General features: G+C 75.2%; 12 protein-coding genes and 1 pseudogene. 9 read left to right on the top strand and 4 right to left on the bottom strand.

Annotation, left to right across the window (positions count from 1 at the left end):
* Positions 1–183 precede the first annotated feature (183 nt).
* Together CRYAR_RS24345 and CRYAR_RS43580 are read right to left on the bottom strand one after the other, a co-directional pair.
* Positions 184–1,227: a serine/threonine-protein kinase gene (locus CRYAR_RS24345; RefSeq protein WP_035855438.1), complete on the bottom strand. Its 1,044-nt coding sequence runs from the start codon at positions 1,225–1,227 to the stop codon at positions 184–186.
* Positions 1,227–2,378 (bottom strand): hypothetical protein, encoded by a 1,152-nt coding sequence (locus CRYAR_RS43580; RefSeq protein WP_157018026.1) that lies wholly within the window; start codon positions 2,376–2,378, stop codon positions 1,227–1,229. The genes CRYAR_RS24345 and CRYAR_RS43580 overlap by 1 nt, the downstream gene beginning before the upstream one ends.
* A gap of 176 nt (positions 2,379–2,554) precedes the next feature.
* Between CRYAR_RS43580 and CRYAR_RS24335 the strand changes: the two genes are divergently transcribed.
* From CRYAR_RS24335 to CRYAR_RS24300, 9 genes and pseudogenes are all read left to right on the top strand, one after another.
* Positions 2,555–3,862 (top strand): hypothetical protein, encoded by a 1,308-nt coding sequence (locus tag CRYAR_RS24335; protein WP_035855437.1) that lies wholly within the window; start codon positions 2,555–2,557, stop codon positions 3,860–3,862.
* Positions 3,859–4,830: a glutamate ABC transporter substrate-binding protein gene (locus tag CRYAR_RS24330; RefSeq protein WP_035855435.1), complete on the top strand. Its 972-nt coding sequence runs from the start codon at positions 3,859–3,861 to the stop codon at positions 4,828–4,830. Before CRYAR_RS24335 ends, CRYAR_RS24330 begins: the two co-directional genes overlap by 4 nt.
* A gap of 5 nt (positions 4,831–4,835) precedes the next feature.
* A complete protein-coding gene (locus CRYAR_RS24325; RefSeq protein ID WP_035855434.1) occupies positions 4,836–5,963 on the top strand; it encodes a hypothetical protein in 1,128 nt (375 codons plus the stop codon).
* Positions 5,960–8,203 carry a serine/threonine-protein kinase gene (locus tag CRYAR_RS24320; protein ID WP_084700902.1) on the top strand — a complete coding sequence of 748 codons (2,244 nt, stop codon included), beginning with the start codon at positions 5,960–5,962 and terminating at the stop codon, positions 8,201–8,203. The genes CRYAR_RS24325 and CRYAR_RS24320 overlap by 4 nt, the downstream gene beginning before the upstream one ends.
* A gap of 5 nt (positions 8,204–8,208) precedes the next feature.
* On the top strand, positions 8,209–9,153 hold the full coding sequence (locus CRYAR_RS24315) for a protein phosphatase 2C domain-containing protein (RefSeq protein WP_035866165.1): 945 nt from the start codon (positions 8,209–8,211) through the stop codon (positions 9,151–9,153).
* On the top strand, positions 9,150–10,436 hold the full coding sequence (locus CRYAR_RS24310; RefSeq protein ID WP_035855433.1) for a VWA domain-containing protein: 1,287 nt from the start codon (positions 9,150–9,152) through the stop codon (positions 10,434–10,436). The genes CRYAR_RS24315 and CRYAR_RS24310 overlap by 4 nt, the downstream gene beginning before the upstream one ends.
* Before the next feature lie 405 nt (positions 10,437–10,841).
* On the top strand, positions 10,842–11,243 hold the full coding sequence (locus tag CRYAR_RS49075) for an FHA domain-containing protein (protein WP_211247614.1): 402 nt from the start codon (positions 10,842–10,844) through the stop codon (positions 11,241–11,243).
* 7 nt (positions 11,244–11,250) lie between these two features.
* Positions 11,251–11,688, top strand: a pseudogene (locus CRYAR_RS50895) (helix-turn-helix transcriptional regulator); the annotation flags it as partial.
* A gap of 104 nt (positions 11,689–11,792) precedes the next feature.
* Positions 11,793–12,461, top strand: coding sequence for a hypothetical protein (locus CRYAR_RS24300; protein WP_035855429.1), 669 nt, complete (start codon positions 11,793–11,795; stop codon positions 12,459–12,461).
* A 6-nt stretch (positions 12,462–12,467) separates the two neighbouring features.
* Here the strand turns inward: CRYAR_RS24300 and CRYAR_RS24295 are convergent, their stop codons facing one another.
* Positions 12,468–13,880 (bottom strand): sensor histidine kinase, encoded by a 1,413-nt coding sequence (locus tag CRYAR_RS24295; protein ID WP_035855428.1) that lies wholly within the window; start codon positions 13,878–13,880, stop codon positions 12,468–12,470.
* Positions 13,877–14,557 (bottom strand): response regulator transcription factor, encoded by a 681-nt coding sequence (locus CRYAR_RS24290; RefSeq protein ID WP_035855427.1) that lies wholly within the window; start codon positions 14,555–14,557, stop codon positions 13,877–13,879. Before CRYAR_RS24290 ends, CRYAR_RS24295 begins: the two co-directional genes overlap by 4 nt.
* Positions 14,558–14,561 lie beyond the last annotated feature (4 nt).

Raw genomic sequence — 14,561 nt, 5'->3', positions numbered from 1 at the left:
GAGCGCCTTGTCGTCCGGTGGATCGTTCCCGGGCGCCGGCTCGTCGGGCGCCGGCTCGTCGGGGACCGTCCCGACGAGCCGGGTCAGGAGCGCGATGACCTCGTCGTCGTCCGGCGGCGCGATGCGGAAGCTCGCGGGTTTGTCTGCGCTGCCGCAGCCCGGCCCGCAGACGGATCAGGGGCTTCACATCACCACTCCTCGCCGCCAGCGGATCAGCGTGTGGGCGTGTTCTCCGGCCAGGCGCGGGGAGAGACCGATGGCTTCCTCCAGGAGATCCGCGGCGCGCTGCAGCCCGCCCGGGGTGCGCGCCAGCTCGTGTGCGTCGCCGACCAGCCGCCGGGCCCGCGGGCTCGGTTCGGCCGTCGTGACCGCGGGCACCGGAGCCCGCACGCGGCGCGCGGCCAGGGCGTCGCCGAGCTCCCGGGCGGTCGGGGTGCGCAGCCACGGGTCGACGGTGAGCGCCCCGGTGACGATCCGGTCCAGCTCCTCGTCGACGGTCTCGTTGTACCGGCTCGGCGGCAGCAGCGGTCGCGTGAACCGCGCGTGGTGCGGCGCGAACGGCGCCCCGTCGTCGTAGGGCAGGTGGTCGGTGAGCATGAGGTACGCGAGGACGCCCACCGACCAGACGTCCCCGGCGCAGGAGTACCCGCCGGAGCGCATCACCTCGGGCGCCATGAACGCGTACGTGCCCTGGGCGCTGGCCAGCCGCGTGAACGGGTCGGCCCGCTTGGCCAGCCCGAAGTCGCTGATCCGGATCCGCAGGCCGGCGCCGTCGTAGCCGACCAGGATGTTCGCCGTCGTCAGGTCGCGGTGCAGCACCGGAGGGTCCTGGCCGTGCGCCACCGCGAGACCGGCCGCGATCTGCGTCATCACCTCGGCGGCCACGTCCGTCGGCACCGCCGGGCGGTGCGCGGCGACGAACCGCTCGAGCGTGCCGCCGGGCACGTACTCCATCGTGAAGTACCCGCGCCGGCCTTCGGCGGTCGGCAGCGTGCCGACGTCGAAGAGCCGGATGACGTGCCGGTGCCCGAGCGTCGAGAGCAGACGCGCCTCGTCGAGCAGCTCGCGGGTCTCGGCCTCGGACGCGACCCGCTTGAACACCTTCATCGCCTGCCAGCCGAGGTAGCGGTGCTCGACGCGGTGCACCTCGGCGAAGGCGCCCTCCCCGAGCATCCGGTCGACGACGAGCGAGTCGCCGATCCGCTCACCGCTGCGGACCAGCGCCATCAGCGGTTCACCGCGATCAGGAAGATCACGACCAGCGCGACCACCACCAGCCACAGCACACATCCGGCGCCGGAGGTCCGGGGCTGCGGAGCCGGTGCCCGCTGGAACTCGCGGCCGACGCCGCGCAGCCGGGCGGCGAGCACCACCTGACCCACGTACTCGGTGTTCTGCGCGATCGCGGTGCGGGTGCCGGCGTCGGTCGCGAGGCCCTTCGCGGTGGTGAGCCACTGGCGTGCGGACTGCTCCGCGGGCGCGCCGCGGGTGTCGATGTCCTGGACGGCACAGTTGTTGAACGCGATCGCGACGTCGTTGCGGGTGCGGCTGGTGCGGCGGTGGTCGGCCGCCGGGGCCAGGGCGTCCAGGCGTTCGAGCCGCGGCACCGCGGACCTCGTCAGCGCGGTCGCGGCGGCGAGCGGCCTGCTGCCCTCGAGCGCTTCCCGCGCCTCCCGCAGGGCGGCGCTGACCTCGTCGTAGAGCGGCTCGGCCGACTGTTCGAGCAGGTCGAGCACCTGGTCGCGGGGCGCGGGCCAGCCGAGGGCCGCGCCGCGGAGGGTCGCCGGGCGGGCCGGTGAGCCGGCCGCGAGCAGGACCAGCGGCTTGACCAGCACGAGCGGGAGCTCGTCGCGGATCACGTCGATCGCGGACTCGTCGAGCTGCTTGTCGTCGAGCGCCTCGATCCGGTGGCGGACGTGGTCCCAGAACGCGACGCGGCGCAGCACCGACGCCCACTCCTCGGCGGCGTCGGCCCAGTCCTCGTCGAGCTCGCGCAGCTCGCCGGGGGACAGCTGCGCGCTGCGCGCCTCCCGCTCGAGCACCTCGCAGTGGGAGAGCACCGCCTCGTCGTGGTCGCGGTGCAGGGTGCTGGGGCAGGAGCAGGCGGTGGTGTCGGCGTCCCAGTACCAGAACAGCTCGTCGACCAGGCGCCGGCGCGGGTCGCCGAGGATCAGGTCGAACGCGCGGGCGACGTCCTGCGGGTCACCGCCCTCCCCACCCGGATCGGCTCCGACCTCGAGCAGCGTGAGGACCCGCTGCCGTCGCTGCCGGACGGTGCGCCGGTCGGCGCCGGTGGGCAGCCCGGTCAGGCGGAACATGTTCCGCCGGTAGAGAGCGGGTGTCGCGCTCTCCCGTAACGCCGCTAGCACTGAGTCCATCACCGCGCCCCGTCGCCGCGTGCCGGCCGTGAGCGTCCAGAGTGTTCGGCGCCGCTACACGTCACCTACACACCACGGTCGGTTGTCGCGTTACCGACAGTCGTGCCCGCCCACCGGTTGACCCGGTCCCTAACCTGAGGCGTACTCGGTGCTCGGCCCGTGGAACGGGGGCGGTCGTGCGGCTGGAAATACCCACTCGGATCTCGGCCTCACCGGCGGCCCGGCGCGCGCGTACCACGCCGGGTCTGCTGGTGACGATCACGGTCGCGCTCGTCGGTCTCGGCCTGGTGTGGAGCGTCGCGGGGCTGCTCGCGGTCGGCGGGCGCGCCGCCCTGGTCGACGACGTGCGCGTGGTCAGCGGGCCGCTGTCGGTGCACGCGCTGGACATCTACCGCTCGCTCTCCGATGCCGACGCCACCGCCGCGGCGGCGTTCCTCGGCACCGGCGCCGAGACGTCCGCGCTGCGTACCCGCTACCTCGACGACGTCGCCACGGCCGGGTCGGCGATCGCGTCGGCGCTGCGGGCCACCAGCAGCGCGAGCGACCCCGGCCGCGCCAGCGAGAACCAGCTCCGGGCGCTGTCCACCGGGCTACCGGTCTACACCGGACTGGTCGAGACCGCACGGGCCTACGACCGCCAGCAGCTGCCGCTCGGCGCCGCCTACCTGCGTGAAGCCTCCGGGTTGATGCGCGACACGCTGCTCCCGGCCGCGCAGCGGCTGTTCACGCTGGAGACCGGCCGGCTGGCCGACGCCCAGCGCAGCGGCGCCGACTTCCCGGTGCTCGTGCTCATCGTCGGGCTCGCGCTGCTGCTCGCGCTGGCCGGTGCCCAGGTGTTCCTCACCCGGCGCACGAACCGGCTGGTCAACCCGGGCCTGGCGGTGGCGTCGGCGGCGACCGTCGTCGCGCTGGTGTGGTTCGTCGTGGCGGTGGGGTCGGCGGTCGGGAACGTGAACATCGGCCGGGAAACCGGGTCGGAGCAGTTCATCCGGCTGGCCGAGGCCCGGGTCGTGGTGCTGCAGGCCCGCGCGGACGAGTCGCTGACGTTGATCGCACGCGGTGACGGCGCGGCCAACGAGCGCCATTACGCCGAGATGCTGAACGGGTTGATCGGAAACGACGGCCGCACCGGGCTCCTCGGCGACGCGGCGGCCGCACCCGGCGCCGACCGCGACCAGGTCCGGCGCATCGCCGGCCTGGCCGCACGGTGGCGCACGCTCCACGCCGACGTCCGCGCGCTCGACGACAGCGGCCGGTACGCCGAGGCCGTCCGGCTCGCGGCGGGGCCGCCGTCCGCGACGTTCGAGCAGCTCGACCGCGCGCTCGACGAGTACGCCGACGCCGCCGGCCGCTGGTTCGACGCCCGCGCCGACGACGCTGCCGCCGACCTGGCCGGCGCCCGGGTGGCCGTGCTCGCGCTCGGTCTGATCGCTCTCGCCGCGGTGGTGCTCGGCACCCGCAACCGGATCGGGGAGTACCGATGAGGCGCCTCCTGCTCGCGCTGGCCGTGCTCGTGCTGACCGCCTGCACCGCCTGCTCCTCCGCGCGGCCCGGGGCCGGGACCGACGACCCCGCGCCGCTCCGGCCCCGGCCGCAGAACGTCGCCGACCCGGCCGTGGTGCCGAGCCCGTCGCCGCAGCCCGGGTGCGACCCGCTGGCCAGCTACCGGCCGCCGGCGTCGATGCCGGCGCCGGGCCGGATGCCGGCCGGCAGCACGATGGCGCGGATCGTGCAGCGCGGCCGGCTGGTCGTCGGCATCGACCAGAACGCCTACCTGCTGGCCTACCGCGACCGGACCACCGGTGACCTGGCCGGGTTCGAGATCGACCTGGCCCGGGAGATCGCCAGGGCGCTCTTCGGCGACCCGGCCAAGGTGCAGTTCCGGCACATCACCACGCAGGACCGCATCCCGGTGCTGCAGCGGGGCGAAGTGGACATGGTGATCCGCACCGTCACGATGAACTGCTCCCGGTGGCAGCAGGTCAACTTCTCGACCGAGTACCTGCGCGCCCGGCAGCGAATCGTGGTCGACCGCGGGTCCGGGATCACCTCGCTCGACGACGTCGCCGCGCGGCGGGGCAAGGTCTGCGCCACCAAGGGCAGCACGAGCATCGCCAAGATCGCCACGATCCCCGGGATCGGGCCGGTGACCACCGACAGCACGATCGACTGCCTCGTGCTGCTCCAGCAGGGCCAGGTCGACGCGGTCTCCACGAACGACACGATTCTGCTCGGGCTCGTCGCCCAGGACCCGGGCACCGAGATGGTCGGGCCGCCGCTGAGCAGCGAGCCGTCCGGCGTCGCCATCCCGAAGGAGAACGTCGACCTGGTGCGGTTCACCAACGGGGTCCTCGAGCGGCTGCGGTCCGGCGGCGCACTGGCGCGCAGCTACCGGCGCTGGCTGAACGCGCTGGGCCCCGCGCCCACGCCGGCCGCGGTCTACCGGGACTGACGGCCGTGGTCACCGCGCCGAACCGGGCGTCGATCACCCGGCTGCTGACCGAGCTGGCCGACGAACGCAGCCGCATCGCCGAGGCGCTGCTGGCGATGGACGGCTCCGACGGTGGGCTCGCGTACCTGCGGGTGACGTCGCTGGACGGTGTGACCCGGGAGTTCTGGGAGCGCCTGCGCCTGCGCATCGACGTGCTCTGGGCGTCCTTCGCCGCGTTCGGCGAAGCCCTGGACACCGCCCGTCCGCCGGGCGACCGGTGGAGCCGTACCCAGCTGACGTCGCTCTCCGCGCGGCTGCTCGGCCCCCTCACCGGCCCGGACGTCCCCGACGCCGTGCGTGGGGTGCCGGTGGCGCGGGTCGGCGAGTGGCTCGAACAGGAATGCCGGGAGGTCCGGGCCGCGCTCGCCGACGTCGGCGAACGGCTCGCGACCGTCGACACGCTGCGTCGGCTCGACGCCGCGCTGGACGACGCGTCGCGCGCCGCCGGGACGGGCGAGGCCTCGGTCGCGGCGGCCCTGCGTGACCTGGCCGGGCGGGCCGCGGCCGACCCGCTCGGCATCGATCTGCACGCCACCGCGGCGGCCTCGCTGATCGCGACGACCGAAGCGACGGTCGAGCGGCTGCGTGCCCTGGCGACCAGGCGAGCCGGGTACGGCGCCCGGCGGGCCGCGCTGGCCGGGGCGCTGACCCGGCTGGAGTCCGACGAGCACGGCGTGCGCGACGCGAACGCACGGGCCCTGGCCAGGATCCACGACCCGCGGTTGCCTCCGGACGGGGTCGCGTCGGCCGGCCTGCGGCGGCGGCTCGACACGCTCGAGCGGCTCGACGCGGCCGCGCTCGACCAGGCGCTCCCGGCCCTGGAGGAGGCGGTCGGCGCCGCGCTGAACGCGGTGGCGCAGCGCCGTGAGTTCGCCGACGGGCTGCTGGCCCGGCGGGAGGAACTGCGCGGACGGCTGGACTCCTACCGGGCGAAAGCGGTGCGCACCGGGGTGGGCGAGCATCCCGCGGTGCTGGCGGCGTACGAGGCGGCGCGGGCGCTGCTGTGGACGGCGCCGTGCGATCTGGCCGCGTCGACCCGCGCGGTCGTGGCGTATCAGCGGTCCCTCGCCGGGCCGGGAGGGGGTGCGGCGTGAGCGGATCCTGCCGGCGGCCGGGATGCCCCGGTACGTACGACGCGGACGGGTACTGCGACGAGTGCGGCCGGAAGGCCCCGGCGGCGGGGGTCGGAACCTCCGGCGCGAGCGGGCCGTCGCCCGTGGCGACCGGTGCGTCGCGCGGGACCGGGTCCTCGCGCGGGACCGGTTCCTCGCGGGGGACCGGTGCGTCGCGGCGGACCGGCTCCTCGCGGGCGCGGCTCGGTGGTGGTCTGCTCGATCTGCCGCGGGTGCCGCTGCGCGATCCGGCGACCGCCGTGCTCGCCGACCCCCAGGTGGCCCAGGACCGTCGCTTCTGCGGCAACCCCGACTGCGGACGGCCGGTCGGGCGCGACCGGGACGACCGGCCCGGCCGCGTCGCGGGTTTCTGCCCGGCCTGCCGCACGCCGTTCTCGTTCGTGCCCGGTCTGGCCCCGGGCACGCTCGTCGGCGGACGCTACGAGGTGCTGGGCTGCCTGGCCTACGGCGGCCTCGGCTGGATCTACCTGGCCCGCGACAAGAACGTCGGCGACGACGTCAGCGACCGCTGGGTCGTCCTGAAAGGCCTGATCGACGCCGGCGACCCCGACGCCGTGGCCGCCGCGGTGTCCGAACGCCGCTTCCTCGTCTCGGTCGACCACCCGACGATCGTCACGATCCACGACTTCGCGCTGCACCCCGACCCGAGGACGCACGCCGACGTCGGTTACCTCGTGATGGAGTACGTCGGCGGCCGCTCCCTGCGTGAACTCCGCACCGACCCGGCCCGCGGCGCCCGACCCCTGCCGCTCGACCAGGTGCTCGCCTACGGGCTGGAGATCCTCCCCGCGTTCGGGTACCTGCACGAGCGCGGGCTGCTGTACTGCGACTTCAAACCCGACAACGCCATCCACGGCGACGACCGGCTCAAACTCGTCGACCTCGGTGCGGTCCGCCGCCTCGACGACGCGGTGAGCGTGGTGTGGGGAACGGTCGGGTACCAGGCGCCCGAGGTGTCCACCGACGGGCCGTCGATCAGCTCCGACCTGTACACGGTCGCGCGCACGATGGCCGTGCTCAGCTTCGACTTCCGCGGCTTCTCCGGCCGGTACGCCGACCGGTTGCCGGACCCCGCCGAGCAGCCGCTGCTGGCCGAGCAGGAGTCCTACCACCGGCTCCTGCTGCGGGCCACCGACCCCGACCCCGACCGCCGCTTCGACTCCGCCGCCGACCTGTCCGACCAGCTGCTCGGCGTCCTCCGGCAGGTGCTCTGCGCCGCCGACGGCACCCCCCGCCCCGCGGCCTCGACCCGCTTCACCCACGAGGGCGCCGCCTTCGCCACGACGACCGGAGCCGAGGCCTTCGACGGGCCGGCGATCGCGGCGGCGTTACCGGTGCCGCAGGTGGACGCGGCCGACCCCGGCGCGGCGTTCCTGCTCGCCACCCGGGACCTGGGCGCGGCCGACCTGGCGACCGCGGCACGGGGCGCGCCGCCGGACAGCGTCGAGGTGCCGATCGCGGTGGCCCGCGCGCGCCTCCTGGCCGGCGAGACCACCGCCGCCCGGGCCCTGATCGACGAGCGGGCGCGCGACGAGCCGCTGGACTGGCGCGTCGACTGGCTCCGCGGGCTCGCGGCACTGACCGACGGTGACCCGCGCGCGGCCCTGGCTTCGTTCGACGCGGTGTACGGCGCGCTGCCCGGCGAGCTCGCACCCCAGCTCGCGCTCGCCGTCGCCGCCGAGTGGGCCGGGGAACCGGAGGCGGCGCTCGCCCGCTACCAGCGCGTGTGGTCCGGCGACCACGCGTACGTCAGCGCCGCGTTCGGCCTGGCCCGCGTCCGGCGCGCCGGGGGTGACCACGCGGGCGCGATCGAGGTGCTCGAGGAGGTCCCGGCCGCGTCCAGCCATCACCTGACCGCGCAGGTCGCGGCGGTGCGGGCGCGGCTGGAGTCGCCGCCGTCGGCCGCCGGGTTCCTCGACGTGTCGGCCCGGATCGAACGGCTGCCGCTCGACGGCGAGCCGCGGGCCCGGCTGTCGGCCGAGGTGCTCACCGCGGTGCTGACCTGGCTGACCACCGGAGCGCGGTCCGGCGGTGGGGCGCTTCCCGGTGGGACGGTGCTCGGCTGCCGGCTGGCCGAGCGGGACGTCCGGCTCGGACTGGAGACGGTGTACCGCACGCTGGCCAAACTGGCCCCGGACGCCGAGCGGCGCATCACGTTCGTCGACCGGGCCAACCGGGTGCGCCCCCGGACGCTGGTGTGACCCGGATGACCTGCACCCGCTGCGCGGCCCCCGCCGCCCCCACCGACGTCTTCTGCGAGGCCTGCGGCGCCGATCTGCCCGGGCGACCCCCGGCGGCCCCGGGAGGGTCGGACGCCGTCGGCGGCTGGTTGGGGTCGGGGGCGGCGGCCGGGCGGTGTGCGCACTGCGGAGCGGACGCGTCGATCGGTGGCTACTGCGGTGAGTGCGGGCGCCGCCGCGGAGCCGGGCGGGACCGGGCCGCGCTGGAGTTGCCGGGGGTCGCCGCGCTGACCGACCGGGGCACCCACCGCCACCACAACGAGGACGCGGTCGCGATCGGGCGTACCCCCGCCGGGCCCGTCGCGGTCGTCTGCGACGGCGTCTCCAGCTCGCCCCGCGCCGACGCGGCCGCCGTGGCCGCCTGCGAGGCCGCGCTGCCCGCCCTGCTCCGCGCGCTCACCGGCGGCGGCGACCCCGGCGCGGCCTCGCTCGAGGCGTTCGACGACGCGCTCGCCGCGGTGGACGCGCTCGTCGACACGGTGCCGGCCGACGCGCCCAGCTGCACCTACGTGTCCGGCGTCGTCACGGGCGAGGGGATGGCCGTGAGCTGGGCCGGTGACTCCCGGGCGTACTGGATCCCCGACCGCGGCGCGGCGCGGTGCCTCACCGAGGACGACGCCCGGCCCGACACCCCGGGTGCGCCGCTCACCCGCTGGCTCGGCGCCGACGCGCCCGGCGTCGGCCCGCACGTCGTCGCCGTTCCCGCGGACGGACCCGGCCTCCTGCTCCTCTGCACCGACGGCCTGTCCCGTTACCTGGCCGGCCCGGCCGACCTCGCCCGCGTCGCCGGGTCGCCGCCCGCCGCCGCCGCGCGGGAGCTCGTCGGGCTCGCGCTGGACGCGGGTGGCGCCGACAACATCGCCGTCGCCCTGCTGGCGGTACCCAGCATCCCGGGAGGGGAGTTGCCATGAGCAGCACACCGCAGGTCACCGTGGAGACCCACCAGAACGAGTTCCTCCCGGCCGGCGGCCGCACCGTGGACGCGGTCGTCACCGTCACGCAGTCCGGCGAGGTGTCCGCGGCTCCTCCCCGCGCGGCCGGTGCGGCCGAAGTCATCATGATCGACGTCTCCGCCTCGATGAGCGGTGCGAAGCTCCGCGCCGCGAAGGCGGCCGCGATCGCCGCGATCGACGTGATCCCGGACGGCGTCGCGTTCGCGATCGTGGCCGGCGACACCGAGGCCTGGACGGTCTACCCCGGCCGGACCCGGCTCGCGACGTCCTCGCCGGCCAACCGGTCCGAGGCCCGCGAGGCCGTCCAGCACCTGCGGACGCGCGGCGGCACCGCGATCGGCACCTGGCTCACGCTCGCCGCCGACCTGTTCCGGCGCCACGGAGCCGCGATCAACCACGGCATCCTGCTGACCGACGGCGCCAACGGCGAGTCCGAGCAGACGTTCGACCGGGCGCTCGAGCGCTGCGCCGGTCTGTTCGTCTGCGACAGCCGGGGCGTCGGCGACGGCTGGATGGCGCGTGACCTGATCAAGGTCGCCGAACAGCTGCTGGGGACCGCGTCGGGCATCACCGACCCGGGTGCGCTGGCGGCGGAGTTCGTCGCGATGACGCAGGCGGCGATGGGCAAGACCCGGGCCGACGTGCTGCTCCGGGTGTGGACACCGGCCGGGGCGACGATCCGCTTCGTCAAGCAGGTCCACCCGGAGATCATCGACCTGACCGGGCGGCGCCGGGACGCCGGCAAGCGTGCGGGCGAGTACCCGATCGGCGCCTGGGGGGCGGAGAGCCGCGACTACCACCTGAAGATCGACCTGGAGCCCAACCCGATCGGTGAGGAGGTGCTCGCCGCGCGGGTCTCGGTCGTCCACGGCGACGACGTGCTCGGGCAGTCGCTCGTACGTGCGGTGTGGACGGACGACCTGACCTCGACGACGGCGATCAACCGCCAGGTCGCGCACTACACCGACGAGACCGAGCTGGCCGAGGCCATCCTGGAGGGGACCGAGGCGCAGAAGGCCGGTGACCTGGACCGGGCGACGCTGAAGCTCGGGCGGGCGGTGCAGCTGGCGGCCGAGTCGGGCCGGGAGGACACCGCGAAGCTGCTGGCGAAGGTCGTGGACGTGGTCGACGAGCGGACCGGGACGGTGCGGCTGCGGAAGGTGGCTGCGAGTATCGACGCCGAGATGGCGGCGGTGGCGTCCCGGAAGACGCAGCAGGTCCGGCCGCGGCAGACCGACTGAGAGGGCTTCGGCATGGTGGTGTGTCCGAAGGGGCATGCGTCCGAGGCGACGGACTATTGCGACGAATGCGGGGTCCGGCTGGACGGGGCGGGCTCCGGGCGGGATTCCGGGGCGGGTTCCGGGGCGGGCTCGGCGGCGAGTGAGCCTGCGGGGGAGCGGCCCGGGGGCGCCGCGGTGTGTCCGGAGTGCGGTACGGGTCTCGCCGGTCGGTTCTGCGAGGAGTGCGGAGCGGATTCCCTGGCCCCTCCGGCTTCGATCCCTCCGGCTTCGGCCCCTCCGGCTTCGGGCCCGCCGACTTCGCCCCTGCCGTCCTCGGCCCCGCCGGGCCCGGCACCGGCCACGCCCGCACCGGGCTGGGGTGACCTCGCGGCTCCGGCGGAGGAGCGGGCGAGCGGGACGTGGTGGGTGAGCGTCACCGCCGACCGCGCCTACTTCGACCGCATGCAGTCGCTCGACGGACCCGACGCCGCCGACGTCGACTTCCCGGCCTTCGTCCCCGAGCGACGCTTCCCGCTCGGCCCCCGCCAGCTGCTGATCGGGCGCCGCAGCCGCTCCCGCGGGATCTACCCGGACATCGACCTGACCGGACCCCCCGAGGACGCCGCCGTCTCCGCCACCCACGCGCTGCTCGTGCCCCAGCCCGACGGCACCTGGGCGATCATCGACCTGCGCTCCACGAACCGCACCTACCTCAACGGCAGCGCCGACCCGATCGAAGCCGAGCGTCCCGTGCCCCTGCCCGACGGCGCCACCGTGAACGTCGGCGCCTGGACCAGGCTCACCCTGCACGCCGGCCCACCCGCCTAGGCGAAAGATGCGAGTCCGCCGAGCAGCACTCGTCGCCGCCGTGGTCGGCGGCTGCTTCACCTGGGTGATGGTGGTCGTCGGCCTGTCGTTCGCGATGGTCGAACGCGGTCTCGACGAGTGGTGGATCGTCCCCCCGTTCGGCGCCGCCGTCCTCCTCATCACGGTCCTCGCCGTCCGCTCGGTCCTCGCCCCACCCCCGCCCGCCGACGAGCCGCCCGCCGCCGAGCGGTCCGCCGACGAGCGGCCCCCGGACGTCGCCGCGTCCGGGCGCGGCGTGGGCGGTGGGTGGAGGGGAGAGGCGCTGAGCGCCCGGGAGGTCGAGGTGTTGCGTGAGCTCGCGGCCGGGCGTTCGAACGCGGAGATCGCGGCGGCGCTGTTCGTCGCGCGGGGCACCGTGAAAGCGCACCTCAACCACATCTTCCGCAAGCTCGGCGCGACGAGCCGCCTGCAGGCCGTGGCGCGGCCCGCGACGCCGGTCTGCTGGATTGAACCCGGTCTAGGCCGTTCGGCAGATGCCGGGAACGGTCCGGCTTCCTACCGTCGGCCGGCATGGAATCCGGCTCGAAAGTCAGCGTTGTGCTCGCCACGATCTTCACGCTCGTCGTTCACGGTCTCTCGCTCGTCGAGTTCCTGCCCGCCCCGGTGGCGGTCGGGCTCGCCGCGGTCTGGGCCGCTCTCGTCGCGATCCTCGCGCGGTGGGTGCGGCGCGGTCCCGTCCGCAGCGCCTGGACCGAGGACGTGCTGGTGGCGTTCGGCGCCACCGCGATGGCGCTGTTCGCGTTCGGCGGGGCGGTCGGGCTGCTCATGCTGAGCACCGCGCTGGACACCGGATCGGTCACCGGCGAGGTGGTGATCGCGATGTTCCTCCCGAGCATCCCGATCGCGATCCTGGCCAACGCGCCCACCGAGCTCGTGGTGATGCCGATGCTGCTGATCGTGGGGTGGCGCCCGGGGCTCCGGCGGGTGCTGATCCTGGTCGCGGCCGGGCTCTACTTCGGCCTCCGAGTCTGGACGTACCTCGTGTTCGCGGGCGCCCGGCTGGACTTCGCGGGCGCGGAGCACTCCACCGCGCGTCTCACGGCGGCCGAGCGGGCCGAGTTCGCGCGTGGACTCCACGTGGACGATCCGCGGTGGATCGTGAACCTGGCGATCTTCGTCGTCCTCCTGGTGGCCGCGTTCGCCTCCCGGGTGCGTGAGCTGCCGACCCGGCGGGGATGAGCTCGCTCAGCCGTCGGCCAGCCACGGCAGCGCGATCCGGAACGTCGCGCCGCCGCCGGGTGTCGGCCGCACCTCGACCCGCCCCCCGTGCGCGACCACCAACGACTGCACGATCGCCAGCCCCAGCCCGGCCCCCGCGGGTGAGCCCCGGCGGCCGGGCGCCGCCCGGGTACGCGAATCGTCGGCCCGGTGGAAGCGGTCGAACACACGCTCGGCGTCGTCGTCGGCCACCCCGGGGCCGGTGTCGGCGAGGTCCAGGACGGCCTCGTCGCCGAGGCGGCCGACGCCGATGCGCACCGGAGCGTCGGCGGGGGTGTGCGCGTGCACGTTTCCCACCAGGTTGCTGACGACCTGACGCAGCCGGGCCTCGTCGCCGAGCACCAGGGCGGCGCCCGGCGGGTCGGCGTCGGACAGGCCGGTGAGCGAGACCGGACGGGCGGCGTCCAGCGCCAGCAGATCGTGCCGGGCGTCCGCGGCCAGCGTGCGCAGGTCCATCGGGGCCGGTTCCAGCACCGGCCCGGCCGCCGGCTCGTCCAGCCGCGCCAGCAGCAACAGGTCCTCCACCAGCGCGGCGAGCCGCCCGGCCTCCCGGTCGATGCGCCGCACGGTCTCGTCGGCGCCGCCGCGCATCAGGTGCAGCTCGGCCGAACCTTTGATGCCGGACAGCGGTGTGCGCAGCTCGTGACTGACGTCGGCGACGAACCGGCGCATCCGGGCCTCGGACTCCGCCCGCGCCGCGAACGCCCGCTCGATCTGCGTCAGCATGGTGTTGAGCACGAGCGTGAGCCGGGCCACCTCGGTGCCGGGAGGGCCGGCCTCGGGGATGCGGTGGGTCAGGTCGCCGCCGGCGATCGCGGCCGCGGAGTCCTCGATCGTGCGGAGCGGGCGCAGCCCGGCCCGGATCGCGATCCAGCCGACGCCGGTCAGCAGCGCGACCACGATCAGGCCGGTCACCAGGCACACCAGGCGCAGCTGCCGGATCGTGGCGTCGATCGTGCTCAGCGAGGCCGCGACCACCACGACACCGCCGCCCGGCCGTGGGGCGACGACCGCGCGCCAGGACCCGCCGAGCGTGAACGCCTCGCCGGGCGGCGCGCCGAGCAGCGACCCGTCGAAGCGCGGCGGCGGTGCGCCGGTGCTGTCGACGTGCGCCACGCTGCCGTCGGCTCCCACGTACGCCACCGACACCGCGCTGATCAGGTCCAGCGCGCGGACGACCGTCGCCGCGCCGTCCAGGTTCACGACCCCGGGCTCCAGCCGCGCCAGCACCAGTGTGATCGGCACGAGCTGGTGGTCGACCCGGTCCACCAGGCGGGTGCGCAGCGCCGAGGTCACCACCGCGTCGCTGACGAGCAGGCCGACGACCAGCAGCGCCGCGGTGATCAGCAGCAACCGGGCCCGCAGCGAGCGGGGGATCATCGCCGTGGCCCCCGCAGCACGAAGCCGACGCGGTGCAGGGTGTGGATCAGCTTCGGCTCCCCGGCGTCGACCTTGCGCCGCAGGTAACTGACGTAGGTGTCGACGATGCTCGTGTCGCCCGCGAAGTCGTAGTGCCAGACGTCCTCCAGGATCTGCGGTTTGGAGACGACCTGACCGGCGCGCTCCATCAGGTACCGCAGCAGCCGGAACTCGGTGGGCGAGAGCCGGACCGGCCGGCCGCCGCGGGTCACCTCGCGGGTCGTCGGGTCGAGCGTCAGGTCGGCGACGCTCAGCGTGCCGTCGCCGGGCCCGCCGCCGGCGCGGCGCAGGATCGCCTCGATCCGCGCGATGAGCTCCGGCAGGTGGAACGGCTTGGTGACGTAGTCGTCGCCGCCCAGCGTGAGGCCGTTGACCTTGTCGGCGTAGTCGTCGCGGGCGCTGAGGAAGAGCACCGGAACGTGTTCGGTGGCCGCGCGCAGGCGGCGGATCACGTCGAAGCCGTCCAGGCCCGGCAGCATCACGTCGAGCACGACCAGGTCGGGCGGGTCGTGCCGGGCCGCGTCGAGCGCGTCCGCTCCGGTGGCGACCGCGGTGACGTCGTACCCGACGTAACGCAGCGCGTCGGCGAGGAGGCCGCGGACCGTGTCGTCGTCGTCGACCACGAGCAAGCGCTGCATTGCT

Source organism: Cryptosporangium arvum DSM 44712 (genome assembly GCF_000585375.1).
Classification (GTDB): domain Bacteria; phylum Actinomycetota; class Actinomycetes; order Mycobacteriales; family Cryptosporangiaceae; genus Cryptosporangium; species Cryptosporangium arvum.
This window is presented reverse-complemented; position numbering and strand designations above follow the sequence as displayed.